This window comes from Anaerobacillus alkalidiazotrophicus, from assembly GCF_001866055.1.
Genome location: NZ_MLQS01000029.1, coordinates 20367 through 44516, shown reverse-complemented (window position 1 = coordinate 44516; position 24150 = coordinate 20367). Strand labels below are relative to the sequence as shown.

Annotated in this window: 21 protein-coding genes and 2 pseudogenes; 3 read left to right on the top strand and 20 right to left on the bottom strand. The window is 35.5% G+C overall.

What is annotated here, in order from left to right; genetic code table 11:
* Positions 1-4: 4 nt before the first annotated feature.
* From tnpA (BKP45_RS16190) to BKP45_RS21770, 5 genes and pseudogenes are all read right to left on the bottom strand, one after another.
* Entirely contained in the window at positions 5-403 is a 399-nt protein-coding gene (tnpA, locus tag BKP45_RS16190) for an IS200/IS605 family transposase (protein ID WP_071390735.1), read from the bottom strand.
* 127 nt (positions 404-530) lie between these two features.
* Positions 531-692 (bottom strand): IS66 family insertion sequence element accessory protein TnpA, encoded by a 162-nt coding sequence (gene tnpA, locus BKP45_RS22680; protein ID WP_169824143.1) that lies wholly within the window; start codon positions 690-692, stop codon positions 531-533.
* Positions 693-905: 213 nt separating this feature from the next.
* Positions 906-1334: a reverse transcriptase-like protein gene (locus tag BKP45_RS16185; RefSeq protein ID WP_071390734.1), complete on the bottom strand. Its 429-nt coding sequence runs from the start codon at positions 1332-1334 to the stop codon at positions 906-908.
* Between the two features lie 563 nt (positions 1335-1897).
* Positions 1898-2055 (bottom strand): annotated as a pseudogene (locus tag BKP45_RS21775) (ATP-binding cassette domain-containing protein); the annotation flags it as partial.
* Positions 2055-2216, bottom strand: a pseudogene (locus BKP45_RS21770) (iron chelate uptake ABC transporter family permease subunit); the annotation flags it as partial. The pseudogenes BKP45_RS21770 and BKP45_RS21775, both read right to left, overlap by 1 nt.
* Before the next feature lie 651 nt (positions 2217-2867).
* Here BKP45_RS21770 and BKP45_RS16180 point away from each other — a divergent pair.
* Entirely contained in the window at positions 2868-3164 is a 297-nt protein-coding gene (locus BKP45_RS16180) for a DUF6442 family protein (protein WP_084788045.1), read from the top strand.
* Position 3165: 1 nt separating this feature from the next.
* On the top strand, positions 3166-3375 hold the full coding sequence (locus tag BKP45_RS16175) for a helix-turn-helix transcriptional regulator (RefSeq protein WP_071390733.1): 210 nt from the start codon (positions 3166-3168) through the stop codon (positions 3373-3375).
* Positions 3376-3570: 195 nt separating this feature from the next.
* Here the strand turns inward: BKP45_RS16175 and BKP45_RS22220 are convergent, their stop codons facing one another.
* The 5 genes from BKP45_RS22220 to BKP45_RS16155 form a co-directional block, all read right to left on the bottom strand.
* Positions 3571-3753, bottom strand: a complete 183-nt coding sequence (locus tag BKP45_RS22220) for a hypothetical protein (RefSeq protein ID WP_139193858.1) — start codon at positions 3751-3753, stop codon at positions 3571-3573.
* A 260-nt stretch (positions 3754-4013) separates the two neighbouring features.
* Positions 4014-5396, bottom strand: a complete 1383-nt coding sequence (rlmD, locus tag BKP45_RS16170) for a 23S rRNA (uracil(1939)-C(5))-methyltransferase RlmD (protein WP_071390732.1) — start codon at positions 5394-5396, stop codon at positions 4014-4016.
* Positions 5397-5544: 148 nt separating this feature from the next.
* Positions 5545-6345: a hypothetical protein gene (locus BKP45_RS16165; RefSeq protein ID WP_071390731.1), complete on the bottom strand. Its 801-nt coding sequence runs from the start codon at positions 6343-6345 to the stop codon at positions 5545-5547.
* Positions 6346-6873: an RNA polymerase sigma factor gene (locus BKP45_RS16160; protein ID WP_071390730.1), complete on the bottom strand. Its 528-nt coding sequence runs from the start codon at positions 6871-6873 to the stop codon at positions 6346-6348.
* 147 nt (positions 6874-7020) lie between these two features.
* A complete protein-coding gene (locus tag BKP45_RS16155) occupies positions 7021-7941 on the bottom strand; it encodes a diacylglycerol kinase (protein WP_071390729.1) in 921 nt (306 codons plus the stop codon).
* 506 nt (positions 7942-8447) lie between these two features.
* On the opposite strand from BKP45_RS16155, the gene BKP45_RS16150 reads away from it, so the two are divergent.
* Positions 8448-9713 carry a DUF418 domain-containing protein gene (locus BKP45_RS16150; RefSeq protein ID WP_071390728.1) on the top strand — a complete coding sequence of 422 codons (1266 nt, stop codon included), beginning with the start codon at positions 8448-8450 and terminating at the stop codon, positions 9711-9713.
* 204 nt (positions 9714-9917) lie between these two features.
* Here the strand turns inward: BKP45_RS16150 and gatB are convergent, their stop codons facing one another.
* The 10 genes from gatB to pcrA form a co-directional block, all read right to left on the bottom strand.
* On the bottom strand, positions 9918-11351 hold the full coding sequence (gatB, locus tag BKP45_RS16145) for an Asp-tRNA(Asn)/Glu-tRNA(Gln) amidotransferase subunit GatB (RefSeq protein ID WP_071390727.1): 1434 nt from the start codon (positions 11349-11351) through the stop codon (positions 9918-9920).
* Between the two features lie 12 nt (positions 11352-11363).
* A complete protein-coding gene (gatA, locus tag BKP45_RS16140) occupies positions 11364-12821 on the bottom strand; it encodes an Asp-tRNA(Asn)/Glu-tRNA(Gln) amidotransferase subunit GatA (protein WP_071390726.1) in 1458 nt (485 codons plus the stop codon).
* A 14-nt stretch (positions 12822-12835) separates the two neighbouring features.
* The gene (gene gatC, locus BKP45_RS16135) at positions 12836-13126 is read right to left on the bottom strand and encodes an Asp-tRNA(Asn)/Glu-tRNA(Gln) amidotransferase subunit GatC (RefSeq protein WP_071309505.1); all 291 of its coding nucleotides are present in this window, start codon (positions 13124-13126) and stop codon (positions 12836-12838) included.
* A gap of 374 nt (positions 13127-13500) precedes the next feature.
* The gene (locus tag BKP45_RS16130) at positions 13501-15033 is read right to left on the bottom strand and encodes a flotillin family protein (protein ID WP_071390725.1); all 1533 of its coding nucleotides are present in this window, start codon (positions 15031-15033) and stop codon (positions 13501-13503) included.
* 13 nt (positions 15034-15046) lie between these two features.
* Complete coding sequence (locus BKP45_RS16125; protein WP_071390724.1) at positions 15047-15580, bottom strand: hypothetical protein; 534 nt, start codon at positions 15578-15580, stop codon at positions 15047-15049.
* 9 nt (positions 15581-15589) lie between these two features.
* The gene (locus tag BKP45_RS16120) at positions 15590-16261 is read right to left on the bottom strand and encodes a PspA/IM30 family protein (RefSeq protein ID WP_071390723.1); all 672 of its coding nucleotides are present in this window, start codon (positions 16259-16261) and stop codon (positions 15590-15592) included.
* Between the two features lie 247 nt (positions 16262-16508).
* On the bottom strand, positions 16509-17990 hold the full coding sequence (gene putP, locus BKP45_RS16115) for a sodium/proline symporter PutP (RefSeq protein ID WP_211272984.1): 1482 nt from the start codon (positions 17988-17990) through the stop codon (positions 16509-16511).
* Between the two features lie 522 nt (positions 17991-18512).
* The gene (locus tag BKP45_RS16110; protein WP_071390721.1) at positions 18513-19706 is read right to left on the bottom strand and encodes a CamS family sex pheromone protein; all 1194 of its coding nucleotides are present in this window, start codon (positions 19704-19706) and stop codon (positions 18513-18515) included.
* Between the two features lie 125 nt (positions 19707-19831).
* Positions 19832-21832 carry an NAD-dependent DNA ligase LigA gene (gene ligA, locus BKP45_RS16105; protein WP_071390720.1) on the bottom strand — a complete coding sequence of 667 codons (2001 nt, stop codon included), beginning with the start codon at positions 21830-21832 and terminating at the stop codon, positions 19832-19834.
* Between the two features lie 61 nt (positions 21833-21893).
* Positions 21894-24128: a DNA helicase PcrA gene (gene pcrA, locus BKP45_RS16100; protein ID WP_071390719.1), complete on the bottom strand. Its 2235-nt coding sequence runs from the start codon at positions 24126-24128 to the stop codon at positions 21894-21896.
* Positions 24129-24150: the final 22 nt, after the last annotated feature.

Below are 24150 nucleotides of genomic sequence, written 5' to 3'. Positions count from 1 at the left end.
CTTTCTAATTCCTTTTCTTTTGATTTTCTACATATCGTTTAATGGTTTCACTCGAAACATTGCCAGCGGTAGAAACAAAAAACGAACGAGTCCAAAGACTCGGCAAATGCCGAAGGTGAGGGAATTCGTCTCTTAGTTTTTTTGAAGTGAATCCCTTAATTTTTGCCATAATGTCCGAAGGGCTTAGTTTAGGTAGGGCATTAAGAAACATGTGCGTATGGTCTTTATCACATTCAACAGCTACAATTTCTATCTCTAATTCTTCGCACACTTCTTGCACTAATGCTTTAAAACGATTTTCTACATCTTCCCGAAGAAAAATCTTCCTTCTATAACGAGGACAGAAAACGAAATGATAGTTTAATAACGAAACGGTTGTGTTTGTTCTTCTATATTCATCCATGTACTTATTGTATCAATTCTTAAACGAAACTGCAACAAATACACAATAAAAAAGGAATGAAATTTCAAATACTTGAAGTACCACAAACCTTCGGTTTATCAGTGGCACTCCGTATTTGAACTCACTATCATCCCACACCTAAAGGAGTGGGCTTTCTCGTTCGGAAAATCTGTAATTGATGAACTTTTAGAGTATTTTCTTTACACCACTTACTCATGCTTTGACCACTTTTTCTAAAGTCAGCCACTCTCTCCTTCCGGTGAAATTTAAGTTCCTCGATTTTTGACATAAAAAAACTCCTCAAAATGATTATGAGGAGATTATGGCATAAACACATTTCCTTAGAAGGTAGGGATGGCTTGACGCTTACAGTTATATAAGGAGTAAAAGGTAAGAGAAACAACTCCTCCCCAAAACTACCATTCTTATATTTTTACTATTTATCATTCTTTTCCTTCGCTCAGCTATACTTCCAACATGAATAGCAAGTACAAACTCTTTGCTAGAGGCCATTTGGTAAAAGAGAGTATGTTTCATCTTTTAAATATTCTCTACTTAAGCTTTGTGCAAATCTAGCTTCCAGTTCAATTTGAGGACTTATTCCTTCGATAGTTAGATTAGCATATTTTTTCAATAAATTTATTTTCTCTATCACGTCATTTACATATTCGAAATGAGTATCAACGCTGTTGTTTTGATAGTTAAATAAGCCCATATTATTGGTACATATCGTAATGTTTTCTTGACGTTTTTTCGTTTCTAAGATTAACTTGATTACGCATTTAATGGCAAAAGCCTCTGCTATAAGGGAATTCGGATCTACCCTAAGTTCCTTAAAACTATATTCTTTAGCCTTTCCATTATCTTCAATAACAACAATACCAGCTCCTGTGACAATTCCTTTGAAAGATCCCTCGACGATGTACTTCATTATTAACACCACCTTAAAGTTATATATTTAGTATTTACTAGATTAATTGTTTTTATACTGTGATTAGAAACTAATTAACTAACAAAAATGAAACTCTTAAAACTAAGAGATTTCCTTCGCCAAACCACTTCGTTAAGAAAATTGCAAGGCAGCCATCTATCGGCGATAAACACTGGAAGATCGGAAAGAAGCGTTCTGCTCTTTGATTTCTTATGTGTTTCTTCGTCTTCAAGTAAGAAATTTTATACGTTTTGGTTTAATACCACCTAAGAAAAAAACAACACCCCTGACTAATAACAATTAGTAGGGATGTTTACCTTTTTTACAAATGCATTTGTTGACAACTTTATTCATTATTAATTTTACTAAGCGTTTTTATTTATTTTACTTAAATAAAGGTTTAATGAATCTTCTACTTCAATTGTGACTCATTTTATTTAGAGTGTCGCGTCAAATGATAATTCTAAACCTAACATTGGAAATTCTTTTAGTTTTTTGTGACTCATAATAATATTCAAACTACATTAGCAGCAGTCGGTTTATTGAGTTCTTTCGTAATATACTTTAAGTAGTGTCGATTTCCCACAACCGTTGGACCCAATAATTATGCTTATTTTATTATTTTATTACTTGGAATTGATATACTTACGTTGTGTAAAATTGTTTTATTATCATATCCAGCAGTGATTCCTTCAGATTGAAAAATATGTGTTGGTTTCATTATAAATCTCCCTTTCGATTGATTCGGATTAGCAAGTAGATCAAGTAAGGCGCACCAAGAATACCTGTGATTACACCTACAGGGTATCTAGCAACGAATGCAAATTGTCCAATAAGATCTGATGCTAAAACTAAAATGATCCCAACAAGCCCTGCTGGAACCTGTATTCGCTTTGATATTTCGAAAGGCTAATAAGATATTATCTTTCGATATAATATGTTCATATAACCTGAGACCTTTTGTAGCGTTGTTTCTGCTTCGTTCATAGAGTTCATCAAGTATACCTTGCATATTATAGTATTCTGTATGTCGTAACGCTGTACTCACCGATGGATTGTTTCTCCTTCCTTGCGGAAAATCCCATCGTCTTACTCGAACCTGTGAGTTTCATTTAGTTGTGTTAGTTTTCAAAGAGAAGACTTGGGACTATCCCTCCACGCTCGTTACACGTTTCAACGGTACTGTGTCCCTACTTTCGAAAGAGTAAAGTCACTTCGATAAATATATTATCTATTAGATAACTCGTTTCAGCTAAACATGACGGCTTTCATTCCGAATTTCGATTAATCAATTGTAATTGCATATTAGCAATTCTCCTATTTTGTGCTTTGGCACTTATAAGGAAACGTTTCGCGCAGTACACCTTTTCACAAAATGCATTTCCAGTGATTGGATAGGTTGATATCCCAAATAAAATAGTAAGATACTAAAATTTAAACCTGTATCGTTGCCAAATAAACTTGACAACAATACAAATATTAAATAAGATTATATTGTCAAATAAACTTGTCAAAAATAGTGGAGGTGGCCAAATGAAAAAGGAAGAAATATTGAAAGTTGCGCAAAATCAAAAATTGGATGAAGGTCGCAAATATATTAATGACTTTGCATTAGGAACTGTAGGGGCATTTGCTATAATAGGTACCAGCATTATGATTTTGTATAGGTATGTAATCAATGAAAGTTACGGTGATTTACTTAGTCTATTCATTGGTATGGTTGGAGCTTTTTGTTATGGGAAATTTGTTTCGAGTTCTAAAAAGTATTGGTTATTTGGAGCGGCTATTTTACTTTCAGGAGCAGGCATAGTGTTTATGTCTGGATTATAAAATGACAAAAGAGAAATTAATCCTTCATAACAATTTAAAAACGGTACGTACACAACAAAAATTAAGTCAATCTAAATTAGCCGAAATGGTAGGGGTATCGCGTCAAACCATTAGTAATATTGAAACTGGTGAGTTTGTTCCTACAGCCAGACTAGCATTATTACTTTGTTTAGCTTTAGATAAAAAATTTGAAGATTTATTTTATTTTTAAAAGACTTTCCTCCTTTTCCACTGAGAGTCTAACATATACTGTAAACTTCTGTAAGAGGTTTTTGGTGACTACCTTAAGGGAATATATTCTGAATATCCATTGAGTTTTTACAGAAGAAAAAGAAGTTCATTTAATGTACACTTTTTTTACTATTCCCCTGTTAGTTCAATAAGGTTCAGTAAACTTCTTATTTTGTTACTTTTTTTTTTGCCATATAAACAAACAGCCTGATAAGGTCTCCATTAAATATCCTATTATTGTCACCACAAAAATCGTTAAAAAACTTATAGGTATATTTGCAAGAAAAACAATTATCCAGCCAACAAACATTACTAAGAGTTCCCAAACGTCATTCCGTAATCTTTGTAATAACCTCATTTCTACATCTCTACATCTCTCCTAAAATGCGGTTTATACAAAATATTCATATTGGCTATGAATCATTCTTATTAAACAAACCTGCTTCGTTAGTTGAATAACGGCTAAAATATTAAATCTACATTTTATTTAATATTACCATAATTTTTTACATAAAAGTGGAAGAAAACATAATAAATTAGTTCCGTTTTTTATTATTCTTTATAAACAAAAGAGCCTTTCAATTGCTTAAAAAGGCTCTTAACTCACTGTTACATCTTTTATTTACCTTCATAAATTAGTAGTGAACAGCACTCCACATGTGTCGTATGCGGAAACATATCCACCGGCTGCACTTCAACCGTCTTATAACCACCATCTTCTAACACTCGTAAATCTCTCGCTAATGTTGCTGGATTACAGGATACATACACCACTCGCTTTGGTTTCATTTTGATAATGGTATCAAGTAAAGCATCATCACAGCCTTTTCGTGGTGGATCAACAACGATTGTATCAGCTCTAATTCCTTGGGTGTACCACCATGGGATAACTTTTTCTGCTCCGCCAACGGCAAAATCGACGTTCGTCATGCCGTTTAATTTCGCGTTTCGTTTTGCGTCATCGATCGCTTCTGGGACAATTTCCACTCCGTAAACATGTTTTGCTTTTTGTGCTAAAAATAATGAGATTGTTCCGATTCCGCAATAAGCATCAATTACCGTTTCACTACCATTTAACTCGGCATAATCTAATGCCTTATCATAAAGGACCTTTGTTTGCTCTGGGTTTACTTGATAAAAAGATCGAGCAGAAATGGCGAACTTCACATCGCCTATCATGTCATAAATATAATCCTCTCCCCATAACACAACGGTCTGATCTCCAAAAATGACATTTGTTCGTTTGGTATTAATATTTTGTACAATTGAGGTTACGTTTGGAAGCTTTTCTCTAATCTCTTCAATTAAATTCGTTTTATTCGGTAATTCTTTTGACCGTGTCACTAATACGACCATTAATTGGCCTGTGTTTACACCGTAACGGGCAACAACGTGGCGTAAAGTTCCTTTATGACTTTTTTCGTCATAACCACGGACACCAAATTTACTAGCTACTTCTTTCACAGCTTGGACGACTTTGTCGTTTTCTTCGTGTTGGATTAAGCAAGCATTCATGTCGATGATTTCATGGCTTCTTTCTTGATAAAACCCTGCAACAAGTCCCCCTTCTCTATCTGCGAATGGAACTTGCGCTTTGTTTCGGTAACGCCAAGGTTCACTCATTCCCAATGTCGGGTGAACGGTCACATCTGTAATTTTTCCAATCCGCTCTAACACGTCACGTACTTGTTTTTGCTTTTGCTTCAATTGCCCTTCATAGCTTAAATGTTGCAGTTGACACCCTCCACAGTTTTGAAAAATAGGGCAAGGAATATCATCAATCCGCTCATCGCTTTTTTCTATTACTTCGATGAGCTTTCCAAATCCATAACCTTTATTCACTTTAATGACCTTTACCCTCGCTCGTTCACCAGGAAGTGCTTTTGGAATAAAAAGCGCATACCCATCAATTTTAGCAACTCCTGCTCCTTCATGGGTTAAATCTTCTATTATAACTTCTACTATTTCATTTTTAGTAACTGGTGCAATTCCTTTTGTCATTTTTCATTTCGACTTCCTTTACGTTCTATTTATACTAGTGTTGATTTTATCATAAAAAAAACAAGAAATGCCAACTGAGTAAATTTCAAAATTTAGTAGCTAACAAAAAAGAGTAGAAATATTTCTACTCTTTTTTGTTAGTTTGTTATTATTCTACCACTTCCACAATTTTAAACTCATTTAGCATATGATCAAATCTCATACCATGACCTTCAGCTGCTTCAAGGAAGAATTTTTGTTCGATAACAAAGCTACCTTCTTTTTCGTTTGAAACAATGTACACTTGAGTTACGGGACTATTCCATTCGTACCCATCAATCGCATGAATGAATAGGCCATCAACCGGTTCAGTGACGTTAGTAATTTCATCAACAGTAGCAAACGATTTTTTTAACTCAGAATGAATTTCATCTGCTAGTTGTTGTGGGGTTTTGTCTTCTACTTGTCTAATTGACATTGATACTTCCGGATATCTTTCGTCTAATTCCTCCTTAAAGACAATTGTATCTACACCTTTTTCCTTGACCATTTCATATCTTTCGGCATCAATATAAATGATGTATCCAGCTTCCCCTTCTTCTAACACGACTTCTTTTTCTTCTGGCATACCTTCAATTTCTTCGACTACTTGCTTTTGTGGCGCAAAATATTCTCTAATATTATTAACAAAAGCCTGACCTGTATCTGTAGATGTTGCAAAAATCCCCAGTAACAACGCAGCCGCAACCGTCCCTGTTACCCAACCTTTCGACTTCCTATTCTTTCTTACATTTTGTTCAATTTTCATGTTGTTCTCCTCCATGTTGGTTATTTTCTTTCTACTATTCTCTTCACTAGAAGCGAGTTTCCTCTCAATATTTTTCCAAATCTCATCTTTCTGCTGTAGAGATTCATCTGTATTTTTTAGTAAGCTTTCTTTTATTTTTTTATCGACGTTTTTATCTTCCATTTAGTTCGCCTCCTGCTTAGCTTCTAAAAACTGTTTCAGTTTTTGTCTTCCTTTAAACAATCTTGATTTAATTGTGTTTACGTTTTCCTCTAATATATTTGCGATTTCTTGTTCTTTAAATCCATTTAAATACTTTAAAACAATCGGTACCCGGTTGTGTGGTTCAAGTCCTTTAATGGCATCGTATAAATCTTCGTATTCAACGAAGTCAGGATCTGTTTGCGTTTGTTCACGTTCAATAATTTCAGCTACACTAACTACCTTTGAGTTCTTTTTCAAAATTCGATTGCACTCATTTATTAGAATTTTATAAAACCATGGTTTAAACGGTCGGTCTCCTTCATATAAGTGAATATTTTGATAAACACGAATAAAGGTTTCTTGGACTGCATCACCAGCGTAGGTTGCTTGACGGTTCATGACGATCGTTGCTACTCGAATCGCATAATCGAAATATTTGTCATACAAATCTTTAAAGGCAGCTTGGTTGCCATTTTGTATTTCTTTAATAATTTCTAGATCTGTCATTCTCCCACTCCTTTCTCTTCCTTGCTTTATATTTTCACTTTATATACCCTTGCATTTATTAAATAGTTTTCAAAAATGAAAAATAATTACCAACCAAAATATTCCTTCTTTTCTTCAAATTAAAAAGGACTATTACATTTTTGGTAATTAGTCCTCAAGTTCTTCGTATTTTCGAAAGCGTTTTTCTGGTACGAAAAGTTGAAAGTGATGCCTTAAGTTAACAAACTCTCCTGGTAGCGTACCACCATATTCTCCATCTAAATTTAGATGGACTACTTCTTCTGCGACATAAACTTTAATTCTATTTGCTTGTACATAGACGACGGATGGGTCATTTATGTGTTCACCACGAACCGCATTACTCACCAATCGAACGAAATCCGCTAAATTTGTTTTTTTCAAAATGATTAAGTCAAACATCCCATCATTTAATGATGCTTGAGGTGCAAGCTTTTCGAAGCCACCTACTGAGTTTGTATTGGAAACGAGAAACAGCATAATCTCGTCCTCAAAAAGTTTTCCATCGTACTCAATTCGAGCTTTAACCGGATGGATTTTCGGAAGCTTTTCAATTCCTTTTGCATAATAGGCAAGCTGTCCTATCATTGTCTTTAACTTACTCGGAACTTCATACGTTAATTCAGTTAGTGTACCGCCACCAGCGATGTTAATGAAATAATGGTCACCTACTTTACCGATATCAATCGGCATTTCAAAGCCGCCACATATCGCATCACATGCTGTTTCTATCGATTTCGGTACTTCAATCGCACGCGCAAAGTCATTCGTTGTTCCAGCAGGAATAACTCCTAACTTCGGTCGGTATGGTAATTCAGCTAAACCGTTAATTACTTCATTAATTGTGCCATCGCCACCTGCTGCAATGACTAAATCAAATTTTCGTTCAGCAGCAAGTTTTGCTGCCTTTGTTGCACAACCTGGACCCGTCGTTGCATGAGCCGACGTTTCATAACCTACTTTTTCAAGTCTTTCTAATATATACGGCAATTGTCGTTTTACTTGTTCCCTACCTGCTGACGGATTATAAATTAGACGTGCCCGTTTCATAAAAACGTCCCCTTTTTTATTATCTATTGTTTTAATACGAAAGCGCTCTATCACTTATGTCAATTCCATCATTTAACATATAATTATTACTATTTTAACCGATGTTTTAATATATTACAAAGTATCATTTTTACTGGTCTAAATAACTAATTCGACATTTTTGGGGGAAATAGTATTTGTCTACCGAAATCTTGAACGAGCTACTGAAAGTTGTTAGAGTTTCACGTGTAGTGAGAGAATTCGGTCGACATCACTAAAGATGGTGGCAGCAAATAGCTGTCATTCAGATTTGTAAAATCAATGAGAGTTTCACTTTCTAATCTGTTCACAAAAAATACTAAATTTTACGAACTTCTTTTCCTTCATTCCGTAAATGACTTGTAGTATATTTATCGTTTACTTATTCATTTATATTTTCTACAATATTAATTGTTATATTTTAACAATAGATGCAGTAAGATAACATGAACTTATGCTTTAAAAAATTCAAGAAAGAAGGTAAACAAATGATTCAAGAAAAGACTCAAAATGAACTGGTTGAAAAATTAACACCTATCGATTCTCGTGATCGCTTGCATCACATTGATAGTCTCAGAGGTTTTGCTTTATTAGGAATATTAATCGTGAACATGCTAGCGTTCCAATATGGGACCGCTGGATTCCAATTCGGACTTCTAGGACTTACTGATCTAGCATTATACGATAAAGCCACACTTTCTCTTATTGAATGGTTTTTCCTAGGAAGCTTTTATCCGATTTTTTCGATCTTGTTCGGTTTCGGAGCTGTAATGATGTGGGAAAGAGCCCAAACAAAAAGGCATCCATTTAAGCGAGTGTTTTTTCGGCGTATGCTACTATTATTACTATTCGGACTTGGACACTATTACTTCATCTGGGACGGTGACATTTTATTAACCTATGCAATAGCTGGAATTATTTTTATGTTATTTATGAAGCGGAAGCCGAAAACACTATTAATTTGGGCAATTGTTATAGTCGTGTTAATGAATGGTCCCGGTCTCTTAGATCGTGGCTCTGGAGAAGGAACTGACTTCTCACCATTTGCAGAATATCAAAATAAGATCCTTACTGAAGGCTCTTATTTTGACGTTGTTCATCATCGCCTTAATGATAATCCTTTTAGTAAAAATGGTTTCAACGAAGATATAGGTTCAGAAGAACAAGAAATAAATGCTTCGTTTATGATGTTTCTCGTAATTATTACCGGTGCTATTCAAATGCTTACCCTATTAATAATTGGTGGATATATTGCCAAAAAACGATTGTTACATGATTTAGCTGCTAATAAACAAGCTCTAAAAAGAGCTACCATGTTCTTTTTACTTATTGGTTTAAGCTTAAAAGTATTTATCATCTTTACAGATAACGCTATATTATGGGCTATGGGTTATGTATTAGGCGGACCACTTACAGCAATCGGTTATATTGCAGCGTTTGCACTTCTGTTTACGAAGTTTAGTTCATCTTCACTATTCCGTCATTTAGCTTATCTTGGGCGAATGGCTTTAACAAACTATTTACTACAATCCGTGGTCATGACGACAATTTTTTATGGCTATGGACTTGGATTGTTCGGTAAACTGGGCATATTAATCGGAACATTATTAGCACTAGCATTCATTATTATCCAAATTGCATTTAGTCGCTGGTGGCTGAAACGCTTCAAATTCGGTCCAATGGAATGGGTTTGGAGGAACGGAACGTACTTACGCCGTCAGCCGTTGAAGAAAAAAGCCCAACAACTTTCATAGTTCGTAATCATAAAACAAGCGAACTTGTTTCAACAAGCTAAAAACTAGAGAAACCTGATGAAGTCTCGACTCTACCTGATTAAAAGTTCCCACCTACGCTACGCATTGAGATGAGGGAATATAACCCTTAACACATTTACACATGCAAAATAATTTAAAAACCCTAGCCTAATGATCAATCAATAGACTAGGGTTTTTTAATGACTACCGCTGTTTTAATTCTTCAACGAGAAGCTTATTAACTAGTTGCGGATTCGCTTTTCCGCGAGATGCTTTCATCACTTGTCCGACTAAGAAACCAATGGCTTTCTCTTTTCCAGCTTTATAATCATCAATCGATGGTTGATTTTGATCAAGAATACCTGTGATCATTGTACGAATTTCACCTTCATCAGAAATTTGGACAAGACCTTTATCTTTAACAATTGCTTCTGGGTCGCCACCGTTTTCGATTAACTCTTTGAAAACGTCTTTAGCAATCTTAGAAGAAATTGTTCCTTTTTCGATTAAAGCGATCATTTTCGCTAGTGCCTCAGGTGTCAAAGGTACATCTTCAATCTCTTTAGCGGCTGTTTTTAAATACGCATTTACTTCACCCATTAACCAGTTAGCAAGCTGTTTAGCTGGTGCTTCGAACGTAAGTCCTTTTTCAAAAAAATCAGCCATAGCCTTAGACTGAGTTAATACCCCAGCATCATAACTAGATAAACCTAACTCACTAATGTAACGTTCCATACGAGCATCTGGAAGTTCTGGAATTGTCGCACGTACTTTCTCTTTCCATTCATCATCAATATGGAAATCAACTAAGTCAGGATCTGGGAAGTAACGATAGTCCTCAGAACCTTCTTTTACACGCATTAAAATCGTTTTCTTACCATTATCGTCCCAACGTCTCGTCTCTTGCTCGATTACACCACCAGATGTAATGACTTCTTCTTGACGAACTTCTTCATGAGCTAAACCACTTCTCACGTGAGCGAATGAGTTTAAGTTTTTAATTTCTGCTTTAGTACCAAATTCCTTTTGGCCTACTGGTCGAATAGAAATATTAGCATCACAACGAAGTGAACCTTCCTCCATCTTACAATCAGAAACTTCTGTGTACTGAAGAATGGCTTTTAATTTTTCTAAATAAGCATATGCTTCTTCTGGAGTACGAATATCTGGCTCTGATACGATTTCAATTAACGGTGTTCCAACACGGTTAAAGTCGACTAATGAATAATCACCGTACTCAGAGTGAGTTAATTTCCCCGCATCTTCTTCTAGGTGGATACGAGTAATTCCAATCCGTTTCTTTTCACCGTTTACTTCAATATCAATCCATCCGTGCTCTCCAATTGGCTTATCAAACTGAGAAATTTGGTACGCCTTCGGACTATCCGGATAAAAGTAATTTTTACGATCAAATTTCGTAATCGAAGCAATCTCACAATTAAGTGCCATTGCAGCTTTCAGCCCATATTCTACTGCTTGTTTATTTAACACTGGTAAAACTCCAGGGTGTCCTAAACAAATCGGACATGTGTGGGTATTTGGTGGTGCACCAAACTCAGTGGAACAACCACAAAATATTTTCGAATTTGTTTTTAATTCTACGTGGACTTCTAATCCAATAACCGTCTCAAAGTTCATGCTTGTCCCCCCTTACAATTGTGGTTTGGCCTTATGATGTTCAGTTGCTTGCTCAAAAGCGTGGGCAACACGATACACCGTAGACTCATCAAAGTGTTTACCTATTATTTGCAGACCAACTGGTAAGCCATTTGATAAACCACAAGGGACAGAAATGGCTGGAACTCCTGCTAAATTGACAGGAATAGTTAATATATCATTTGCATACATCGTTAATGGATCATCAACTTGCTCACCAATTTTAAAAGCAGTTGTTGGTGCAGTTGGTCCAATAATAACATCGAACTTTTCTAATACATCATCAAAATCTTTTTTAATTAATGTACGAACTTGCTGAGCTTTTTTGTAATAAGCATCGTAGTAACCAGAGCTTAACGCAAACGTACCAAGCATAATTCTACGTTTTACTTCATCGCCAAAACCTGCACTACGGCTTTCTTTATACATTTCAATTAAATTAGCTCCGTTATCTGAACGAACACCATAGCGAACACCATCAAAACGTGCTAAATTTGCAGATGCTTCTGAAGAAGCAAGTAAATAATACGTAGCTACTGCGTATTTCGAATGTGGTAAAGAAACCTCTTCCCACGTAGCTCCTAATCCTTCTAACACCTTTAATGCATCTAAAATTTTGTTTTTAACGTCTTCATTAACACCTTCAGCTAAATATTCTTTTGGAACAGCAACTTTTAAGCCTTGAATGTCACCTGTTAAACTTGATAAATAATCTGGAACATCAACATTTGCACTTGTGGAATCCATATGATCATAACCTGAAATAACTTGTAATAAATACGCATTATCTTCAACAGATCTTGTAATTGGTCCAATTTGATCAAGAGACGATGCAAAGGCAACAAGACCAAAACGAGATACACGACCATATGTAGGCTTAAGTCCAACGACACCACAATAAGAAGCCGGTTGACGAATGGAACCACCTGTATCAGAACCTAATGAAAATAATACCTCTCCGGCAGCGACACTTGCTGCGGACCCACCACTTGACCCACCTGGAACATGATCAAGATTCCATGGATTTCTCGTACGGAAAAAGCTAGAGTTTTCTGTAGATGACCCCATAGCAAACTCATCCATGTTTAATTTTCCGATCATAATTGCTTCAGAAGAACGAATTTTCCCCATAGCAGTTGCATCGTGTACAGGTTCAAAATTCCCAAGAATTTTACTAGCACATGTTGTTCTTAAACCTTTTGTAATGATATTATCTTTAATTCCAATTGGTAAGCCGTAAAGCAGACCTTTTTCTACTCTTTCTGGTAATGCTTCATCTAACTGTTTAGCATAATTACGAGCAGTTTCTTCATCAAGAGTAAGAAATGCCTTTACTTTATCGTCTACTTCTGCGATACGTTTATATGATGCATCAACTAAATCAGATACGGTAATTTCTTTATCACGTAATTGTTTATGTAAAGATGAAACATTTTGTTCTAGTAATGACAACCTAAAAACCTCCTTTACTCCATAATTGATGGTACTTTCACTTGTCCATCTTGTTCATCTGGTGCATTCTTTAACACTTCTTCATTTTTTAAAGATTCTTTGACAACATCTTCACGTAAAACATTTTTAATGTCTAACACATGTGTTGTCGGTTCAATTCCTTCTGTATTTAATTCATTCAATTGTTCTGCAAAGCTAATTATCTTGTCAAGCTGCTCTGTAAATTGCTCTACTTCCTCTTCAGTAACTGAAAGACGAGCTAAGTGAGCCACGTGCTTTACTTGATCTTTTGTAATTCGAGCCATCATTCCACCTCCACAATTTATCCAATTAAAGCAATCCATTATTACAATATATAGATAATACCAAACAACCCCTCTTTATTCAATAAAGCCTAGATGTTTCGAGTTAATTAAACGTTAAATTTAAAAATATAATAAAGCTTTCTTAATAGGAATCTAGAGAACTCGTTCTAGCTTCGCTAGAACATCGGAAATTCAGATGGAGTCTCAACTCCACCTGAATGGAAGTTCCCACCTACGCTACGCTTAGAGGTGGGGGTCTATAACCCTTAAGTTCAAATCAGTTTGATCAACTGGGCAGAAATATTCCATTTAACCGAAAACTATCTCAAATATACAAAGTAGAAAAGCCAGCATTTCTGCTGACTTTCTACTAATTATTTTTCTTTTTTCTTTTCTCTTATAGTATTTTTTGCTAGATCTGTTGATAACTGATCAATGCTTGCCTTAACATTCCCTTTTCCAGAGAAGTTTTCAATTAATTCTTTTACGTCTATACCCGAAGAGGCTTTAAGTGATTCTTGCAATGTAGACATTAGATTTGTAGCATAGCCAGTAATTTTGTTTGCTCCACCATTTTCACCGCTTGACCCTGTATCAACAACGGTAATTTTTTCGATGTTTGATAATGGGCTCGCAACTTCCTTCGCATAAGACGGAAGCATTTTTAGAATCATATCTAATGTTGCTGCTTGGCCGTACTTCTCAAATGCTTCAGCGATCTTTTCTTTCGCTTCTGCTTCAGCAAGACCTTTTAAGCGAATAACTTCTGCCTCTGATTCACCTTTTGCTCTTTGTGCTTCTGCTAAGGCAAGACCGTCAAGACGTACTTTTTCAGCTTCTGCTTTTGCCATTGCTTCTATACTATATTTCTTAGCATCTGCTTCAGCAAGCTTTCTTCTTTTTTCTGCTTCTGCAGATTGTTCGACCGCATAACGATCGGCATCTGCCTTTTTCTTAACTTCAGAGTCGTACTGTTTCTCACGACGGGCAATCTCTTTTTCTTCTAATTCAATTTGCTTTTGACGCTCAATAATTTGAATTTGCATTTGTTGTTCCATAACTTCTTGTTTCGAACGCGCTTCTTCTAAGTGATACGCTTGGTCGGCTCTCGCCTTCATTACATCTTGCTCTCTACGAAACTCGGCAACTTTTAATTTATTAACCTTTTCTGCTTCTGCAATCTCTGTTGCTCTTTCTAATTCGGCACGTTTTGCTTCTTTATCAGCTTCCGCTCTTCTAATTCTTGTTTCTTTATCTGCTTCTGCTGTCGCAATATCAGCATCACGCTTCACTTGGGCAATTCGCGGTTTCCCTAACGATTCTAAGTAACCATTTTTATCACGTACGTCTTTAATCGTAAATGAAACGATGACCAATCCCATTTTTGCTAAGTCTTGAGAGGCTACTCGTTGTACTTCTTGAGAGAATTTTTCACGATTTTTATAAATTTCTTCTACTGTTAAAGAACCTAAAATAGAACGTAAATGACCTTCTAATACTTCTTTCGCTTCGTTTTCACGATCTGCTTTTGTTTTCCCTAAAAATTGTTCTGCAGCCGTGGCAATCTCACCGATCGAACCACCAATTTTTATAATAGCAGTTCCATCTGCCATTACAGGTACGCCTTGCTCGGTATACACTTCAGGAGTAGATACATCAATTTTACTAGATAATAGACTTAAAGATTCTGCCTGTTGGAATACCGGTAATACAAATGTACCGCCACCACGAACGATTTTTATCCGGTTACCCGCTTCATCAATGTTTACATTTTTTCCACCTAAATAACTTCCAGTTACGATCAAGGCTTCATCAGGGCCTGCAGTTCGATACTTCGAAACAAAAACACCAATAAGCGTAAGAATTAAAACAGCTACAATACCTAAAACAATCCAAATAAGTTCCATAAAAACCTCCAAATTAATCTAATTTCTCATGTGGGAGCACGTGTAATACCCCATTTTTCACTTCAATTACCAATACATCCTCATCATACTGAATCGCTTTTTTCTCAAAGCTAACCGCAGACTTCGAAATATTTCCACCCTTACCTTGAATAAGAACTTCTCCGAATCCATCCTCTGGGATTGAGATAATTACCTTCCCAACTCTTCCCCGCAAATCTTCATCAGAGTAAGCTAGTGTCGCCTCCGCTTGTGATAATGGAATGAGAACAAACACATTTAGTAATGTGACTAAAATAAGTGCGGTCACAATTGAGGCAATAAATATAATAAGGCTATGAACTGTTGTAAACTTCTCCATTAAATAAGCCATTGAACTAAAAATAGTAATAAAAGATAAAATAAGTGTCGGGTTTATAGGACCTTCTGAAAAGATCTCGAAGATTCCTTCTACTAAATCACCAAATAAAATATAAAGTAAGGTTAAACTTCCACCAATAATAAACCCGAACAAATAAACCGTTTCTAAAGAATACCCGAAAAGCTCCATCAGTTACCCTCATTCATCTTTTAATTTTTCTTTTAAACGTGCCAACTCTTTATCTATACTATTCTCTTGATCGAGTGCTTCAAGTTCTTGATCTAAACTTTGGTTAGATAGTCTCAAATCCTCACTAGCCTCTGCCACCGCTTCTAATTGCATCACCTTTTTTTCCATTCGTTCGAAACCTTGCTTGGAACCTTCGTTATTCATCGATGATAGTGATCGGTTCATTTGCCCTTTTGCCTTTGCTGCTCCAGCTTTACTTTTCAACGTATCTCTCTTTAATTCCATTTCTCGAAATTCCGATTTCATTTGCTTCAATTTTTCTTTTAACTCTTCTGCCTGAAGGACAACATCTCGATGTAATGCTTCTAATTGTAAATACTCTTTTGCTACTCTGTTTTTATCCTCTAAGGCTCGTTTCGCTAACTCTTCATTACCTGCCTTAAGTGCTTTTAACGCTTGTTGCTCACGTTTCTCAACCATCTCTTTAGCATCTTGGACTTTCTTACTAAATAATTTTTCTTCAGCAATCATTTTTGCCGTAGCTGCTTCTACCTCCTTAATTTCACTAGCCATTTCTCTTACATACTGATCTAACATTTTTTCTGGATCTTCCGCTTTCTCTAGCATGTTATAAAGCTCAGAGCTTACCACTGTTTTTACGCGTCTGAAAAATTCAAACAAATTTATCCCCCCCTAAAATAGATGATATTAAAAAATAGAAAAATAATGATTTTTTTCCTTATTCAGTAATTATTTACGTGTTTTCTTTATATAAAGTTTCACTGTTATTGTATTTTTTAAAAAAATTATCTACAAAAGATCTAAAGGCATGTAGTTTGATGTTAGACAACTTACTCCCTTCCAAAAATTTCAAATATAGATAGCGAAAAAAATCAGTAACTCATTGGCCACTGATTTTTTTCCTAACTTATATCTTACTTGTTTTTACACTATCGAACTCTTCTTGAATTTCTTTTGATGGCTCTTTATCAATCAAACTTACAATAACAATGGCTATCCAAGCGAAAATGAACCCAGGTACAATTTCATAAACGTCAAACAATCCTCCTGTAAGTTCACTCCATATAAAGATAGTGATCGCACCAACAATCATACCAGCTAGAGCCCCGTTTCTAGTCATCCGTTTCCAAAATAGTGCTAGGATAATAACTGGACCAAAAGCTGCTCCAAAACCACCCCAAGCATAAGAAACTAATTCCAAAACTGTACTTTCTGGATTATAAGCTAAAATAATCGCAATAATTGCAATGACTACAACACCAAGTCTACCTACCCATACAAGTTCAGTTTGACTTGCATTTTTTCTAAAAATAGCTTTATAGAAGTCTTCTGTTATTGCACTAGATGATACGAGTAATTGTGAGTCAATCGTACTCATAATAGCTGCTAAAATAGCTGCTAATAAAAATCCTGATACCCAAGGATTAAATAAAATTTGTGTAAATAAAATAAAAACAGTTTCATGAGCCCCATCGGCTAACGGATCAACACCAGGACCAAACTCTGAGAAGTAGGCAATTCCTACAAACCCTGTGAAAATAGCACCCATTAATGCAAGTACCATCCAGGACATTCCGATTAATCTAGCTTTTGGAATTTCTTTTGAAGATTTAACTGCCATAAATCGGGTAATAATATGTGGCTGACCAAAATAACCTAGCCCCCATGCCGCAAGCGAAATGATCCCAATTCCTGTCATTCCAGCAAAAACATCTAATTGTGAAGAATCAATATTTCCAACTGCATTAACAGTTTTACTCCAGCCACCCATCTCAGAAATAGCTACAATTGGAACGATAATTAGAGCTAAAAACATTAAAATTCCTTGAAAAAAATCAGTCCAACTTACTGCTAAAAAGCCACCTAAAAACGTATATGAGATAATAACAATAGCACCAATCCATAAAGCTTGAGTATACGATAAGCCAAACGACGCTTCAAATAATAGTGCACCACCAACAAGTCCTGATGAAGTATAAAAAGCAAAGAAAATTAAAATAACAAAAGCAGATATAACTCTTAATATCTTTGATTTATCGTGGAAACGATTTTCTAAAAAGTCAGGGACCGTTATAGAATCACCAGCAATTTCGGTATATTTACGTAAGCGCGTTGCTACGAACTGCCAGTTTAAATAGGCACCTACAGCTAAACCAACAGAAATCCAAATAGCTTCCATACCAGCCACATAGGCGTACCCTGGCAAACCTAATAGTAGCCAGCTACTCATATCCGAAGCTCCGGCACTTAAAGCAGCAACTCCTCCCCCTAATCTTCTTCCACCTAATACATAATCTGATAAATTACTAGTTAGTCGGTAGGCTACTAAACCGATCGCTAACATTCCTATTAAATAAACAATAAATGTAACTAACGTTGCAGATTGCAAATTTATTCTCTCCTCTCAGTAAAGTAAGTAATAACAGATAAAACAATCAATAGCGGCATCGGTACAAACAACCAAAACCAAGTAGCTGCTGTTAGCGTGTGTTCCATCTTCTTTACACCACCTTCCTTACATTTTTTCTACCTATTCGACATTTCCCTAATATTCACCTTTATTCATTAGATTGAAAATTAATTCTATACTGAAAAACAGCAATAACATGGTAACAGTTGATAATATAACACATTATAATAAACAGAACATTCTAATTATTATTTTAATAAGATTTACATGGATTTTTATTCACACTTCCGACATAATCGAGCGCTTTCTTTGCTATATAAGAATATATATTCATGAAGAATTATTTAAATTAATTTGAACTTTTTTTGATTTTTGTTAATTTCTTAAGTAAAAACACTTAAAAACAAAACATTCGATTTAAATTTTATTCATATTCACTCGAGAAAAGATAGAAGTTCAATCCATTTAAGTAAGTACAAAAGAACCCTCAAATAAGGGTTCTTATCGATAAATATGAATAAATGGTTGTTCGTTTGGATGACTGACAATAATACTTTCCGCACCTTCCAATGAAGAAATATACACTTGAACTGTTAAATCCGGTGGAAAATACTTATTCATTCGATCAGTTACATATTGTGTCATCGCAATTATTTCGGCCTTCCCATTTGTTTGTAAATTAATATCTATTGTAAGTTCTTGAATTTGTTCATTTTTGTACCTTGCTTTTCCAACAACTCCAATATAATTATCAAAAAAACCATCTATATCTTGTTTAAAATTATCAAAACGGTTGGCGTCTTCGCGGTGCATAGAAGTTGCTCTACTAGAAGGGAAGAAAAAGTGAGCATCACTGATTTTTTCCCATTTATCAATTCTTTTGCCTGGCTCTACCACTGTCAAAGCGATAAAAGTTCCAGGTACGATAGATTGGCGTCGTTCTTCTTGATATAAAGCAATCATAATTGGTACATTGGCAAGATTATCTTGTTTTCTAACACGTTCAAGAACCTCTCCTGCTATTCTTTTACCCTCTTCAAAAATTTCATCATCATCAAGAGCCAAATCAAATACAGCTCCGTAGTCTTCAGTTCTATAATAGTATACCGAATTTAATGAAATACCTAACACTAATCCCCCTAGTTCAATAGTGCCGTTATCCGCTTCTCGTAAATAATTATGTTCCATTATATGAGATAAATATGATGGCTGACTTTCATGACGGTTTCGTTCATAACGTACTCGTTCCCAGTTTTCCATTTTATCTAAATCTTTTGTGCTTTCTGGTAAAGGTGGGTTTAGCCCTTCCATATGATCTTTTCGATCTTCATCATACCTTCGTAACCAACCATTAATTACTGAGCTTTTTAAATACTGTCCTTCTTGAAAGAAGTATCCGTCTTGAGGAAATCTTGTGGATGCTACTTCCATTAAACCAATTTCTAATTGATTAATATCAATCCGATTATTAATTGCATGAGGTACTAAACCTCTAGCCTCACTATATCGATACCTACCATCAAGCAATACCGTTTGGTAATAGTTTTCAGGCGTGTTTAAGTTAGGACTAATAATGACGTGCTCATTTTCTTCCGGATCTTCAAAAACCATTACTTCTTCTTCTTTAACCAAGACGTTTAAACAGCCAGATAAAACAAAAATAAAGACCAGTAATAAACCGAATAATTTTTTCATAAAAAACAACCCTCCTCTTGTAGAAAAGCATAGCAACTGCGAGGCTAAGCTAAAAAAACGTACCATGCAAATAAGTTTGAAAAGTTACGGAAGGAGGCCCAATTACATGAACCACCACCGTTTCGTCATTTATTTAACTCTTCTATTAACTTAGCTTCATCCCAAACCTCTATTCCTAAGCTTTCGGCTTTAGTTAACTTTGAACCAGCTTTTTCTCCAGCAATCAAAAGATCTGTTTTAGCACTAACGCTACCAGTTACTTTTCCACCTAATAATTCTATTTTTTCTTTTGCTTCTTCTCTTGTTAAGATTTCTAGCTTACCTGTTAATACTATAACTTTATTTAAGAAAATGGAATCACCAGTTATTTCTAATTTCTTTCCTTTGTACTCAGTATTTACTCCTAACGATTTTAATTCGTTAACTAAGTTAGTAACCTCGGGCTTTTCAAAATAACTATAAATTGAACCAGCCATTTTTATTCCAATTTCATTTATGGCTGTTAGCTCTCCTTCTGTAGCTGCTTGAATTCCTTCTACCGTTTCAAAATGTTGTGCTAATGTTTTTGCCGCTTTTGCTCCGACAAAACGAATTCCTAGTCCAAACAATAATTTCTCTAAAGAATTCTCTTTTGAAACCTCAATAGCATATAAGAGGTTTTCTACTGATTTTTCACCCATTCTTTCTAACTTTAGAAGTTCATCTCTCTTTAGTTTATAGAGGTCTGCAACATCTTGGATCAATCCATGGTCAAATAATTGAGTAATTACTCTTTCACCTAACCCATCGATGTTCATTGCATTTCTTGAGACAAAGTGAATTAATCCTTCACGAATTTGGGCTGGACATTTCGGGTTAATACAACGTAAAGCCACTTCTTCTTCTAAACGTACTAACTCACTTTCACAAGCCGGACATTGGGTTGGCATATGAAACTCTTCTTCTGCTCCGGTCCTTACATCTTCTAATACATTAACAACTTCAGGAATTATATCTCCAGCCTTTTTAATAACAACTTTATCACCTATTTTAAGATCTTTTTGGCGGATTAAATCTTCGTTGTGTAATGATGCTCTTTTCACTGTTGTTCCAGCTACTTGAACAGGAGTTAATAAAGCAGTTGGTGTAACTACTCCAGTACGTCCTACACTTAATTCAATTCCCTCAAGAGTTGTCACAACTTCTTCAGCAGGGAATTTAAAAGCAATTGCCCACCTCGGGCTTTTTGCAGTAAACCCTAGCTTTTTCTGCGCTTCAAGAGAGTCTACTTTAATGACAATGCCATCAATTTCATAGGAAAGATGAGGACGGCGATCTAACCAACCCTCTACATACTCAATAACTTCATCTATATTCTTACAATGCTTTGCTTCTTTATTTGTTTTGAGACCAAGTTTACTCATATACTCTAATGCATCGGTATGAGACGGTAACACTTTTTCTTTAATCTGAGCAACTGAATAAAGGAAAATATCTAAGTTTCGTTTCGCAGCAATTTTAGGATCTAATTGGCGTAATGAACCCGCTGCAGCGTTTCGTGGATTAGCAAACGGTTCTTCACCAGCTTCTCGTTTTGCCTCATTTAACTTCTCAAATGATTGCTTTGGCATAAAAGCTTCTCCACGAACTTCAATGTCAACTTCTTCCTTTAAACGCATCGGTATTGATCGAACAGTTTTTAAATTTTGCGTGATATTCTCTCCTGTTGTTCCATCTCCTCTTGTTGCGCCAAGTACAAAACGACCTTTTTCATATTTTAAAGAAACAGCAAGTCCATCAATTTTCAATTCACATGCGTATGAGACAGGTTCTCCAACACCTTCCGTAACTCTTCGATCAAAATCACGAAGATCTTGCTCATTAAATGCATTTCCTAAACTTAACATAGGAATTTCATGCTCAACTTTTTCAAAATGAGGTAATGGAGCTCCTCCCACACGAACAGAAGGGGAATCTTCAGTTACAAGATCCGGGAACTCGCTTTCAATCCTAACGAGTTCTTGCATCATTTTGTCATAGTCAGAATCCGACACGATGGGGTTGTCTAAAACATAATAGTGATAACCGTATTCTTCAAGCTTTTCCCTTAATTGACCTAATTTTTCTTCAGCTTTAATACGATTCATTTTACTCGTCCTTCCTTTGCAAATGTAGATTGTTATTTTAGCGCCATTCTACCTTTTGCATTTATACTCTATTTATAGGGGCAAATTTAGCTACTAAGCGTTTTATTCCAATTGGTTGAGGGAAGGCAATATCTAACTCAACATTTTCCCCTGAACCTTTCATACTGACAACCGTTCCAACTCCCCATTTTTTATGTTCGGCTTTATCTCCAACCGACCAAGTGAATTGATCTCCACCTGTTGTTGTCATTTGCGGTTTTGAAATAGTAGACATTCTCGGCCTTTGCGGCGATGCAAACCCTCCACCAATAGATCGAGAGGTTTTCGCCCGCGCTGGTTCTTCTTTCTCATTTAGCGACTCTAACATTTCACTAGGGATTTCATTAATAAATCGTGATTGCGGATTCGTATTTGTACGTCCAAATAAAGTTCTCATCTTTGCGCAAGAAAGGTACAAACGCTGTTCAGCACGGGTAATACCAACATATGCAAGTCTTCGTTCCTCTTCCATTTCCTCTTCTTCAAACAAGGAACGACTATGTGGGAAAACTCCTTCTTCCATACCAATTAAAAATACGACAGGAAACTCTAATCCTTTTGCCGAATGAAGTGTCATTAGTAATACTCGATCTGAATCTTTTTGATCTTCCTCCTCTTCATCTACCTTATCGATATCAGCAATAAGAGCTAAATCTGTCAAAAAGGCTACTAACGACTTATCATCATTTCTTTTTTCAAATTCTGTTGTAACAGATAAAAATTCATCGATATTCTCAAGTCTGCTTTGGGCTTCAATTGTTTTTTCATTTTTGAGCATTTCTCGATAACCTGTTTTTTCTAACAATTCTTCTACAAGTTCAGTAACAGATAAATATTCTTCTAATTCAACCCACCCTCGCATTTGGTCGATAAACAACGCGAGTTTATTTGTAGCGCCTTTACTTAACCCTAATTGTTCAACTTCATGTAGCGCTTGAAATATAGAAATCCCTTGCGAAGCAGCAAAATCTGCAATTTTATCTATAGTAGCAGCACCTATTCCTCGCTTAGGCACATTAATAATTCTTCGTAACGAAATATCGTCATCCGGATTAGCGACAACACGTAAATACGCTAAAACATCTTTAATTTCTTTACGATCATAGAACTTTGTCCCACCAACGATATTATAATTAATATTAGATTTTACAAGTAATTCCTCAATCACACGAGATTGGGCATTTGTTCGGTACAAAATAGCCATATCCGAAAGCTTATAGTCATGTTGATTCATTAACTCTTTAATTTTCCCGACAATGAAATATGCTTCATCATGTTCATTATCGCCCACAAAACAAGCGATGTTTTCACCTTGTTGGTTTTCAGTCCATAGGTTTTTAGGTTTACGATTTAAATTATTATTAATTACTTCGTTGGCTGCTTTAAGAATTGTTTTTGTTGAGCGGTAATTTTGTTCTAGCATAATTGTTGTAGAACTTGGATAGTCCGTTTCAAACGATAAAATATTAGTAATATCTGCACCGCGCCAACGGTAAATTGATTGGTCTGAATCACCTACAACACAAATATTTTTAAATCGTTCAGCAATCATTCTCACTAACATATACTGAGCTCTATTGGTGTCCTGATACTCATCAACGTGGATATATTGAAATTTTCGTTGATAAAACTCAAGTACCTCAGGAACTTGTTTAAATAACTGTATCGTCGTCATTATTAAGTCATCAAAGTCTAACGCATGGTTTTTACGTAATTCTTTTTGATATGCCTCATACACTTCAGAAACTGTTGTTTCATATGGCCCTTTAGCAATTTTGGCATAGTCCTTCACTGTTTTTAATTCATTTTTTGCACTACTAATACTGCCTAACAAGCTTTTTGGTTCAAATTTCTTTGAGTCAATATTTTTTTGTTTTAATATTTGTTTAATAACTGATAACTGATCGCCTGGATCTAAAATTGTAAAGTTGCGCTTGAGACCGATTCGATCTATATCCCTTCTTAAAATACGGACACACATCGAGTGGAACGTTGATATCCATATATCCTCCGCCATTGGTCCAATAATCTTTCTTACACGTTCCTTCATTTCCTTAGCAGCTTTATTTGTAAACGTTATTGCCAATATCGACCATGGGGCAACTTCTTTTTCACCAATTAAATAAGCAATTCGATTAGTTAATACTCTCGTTTTTCCCGATCCGGCACCTGCCATAATTAACAAAGCACCATCCGTATGCTTCACTGCTTGTCTTTGTTCCTTATTCAATCCATCTAACATTGATTGTGCATTCATTTTTTCACCCACCACCAAAACG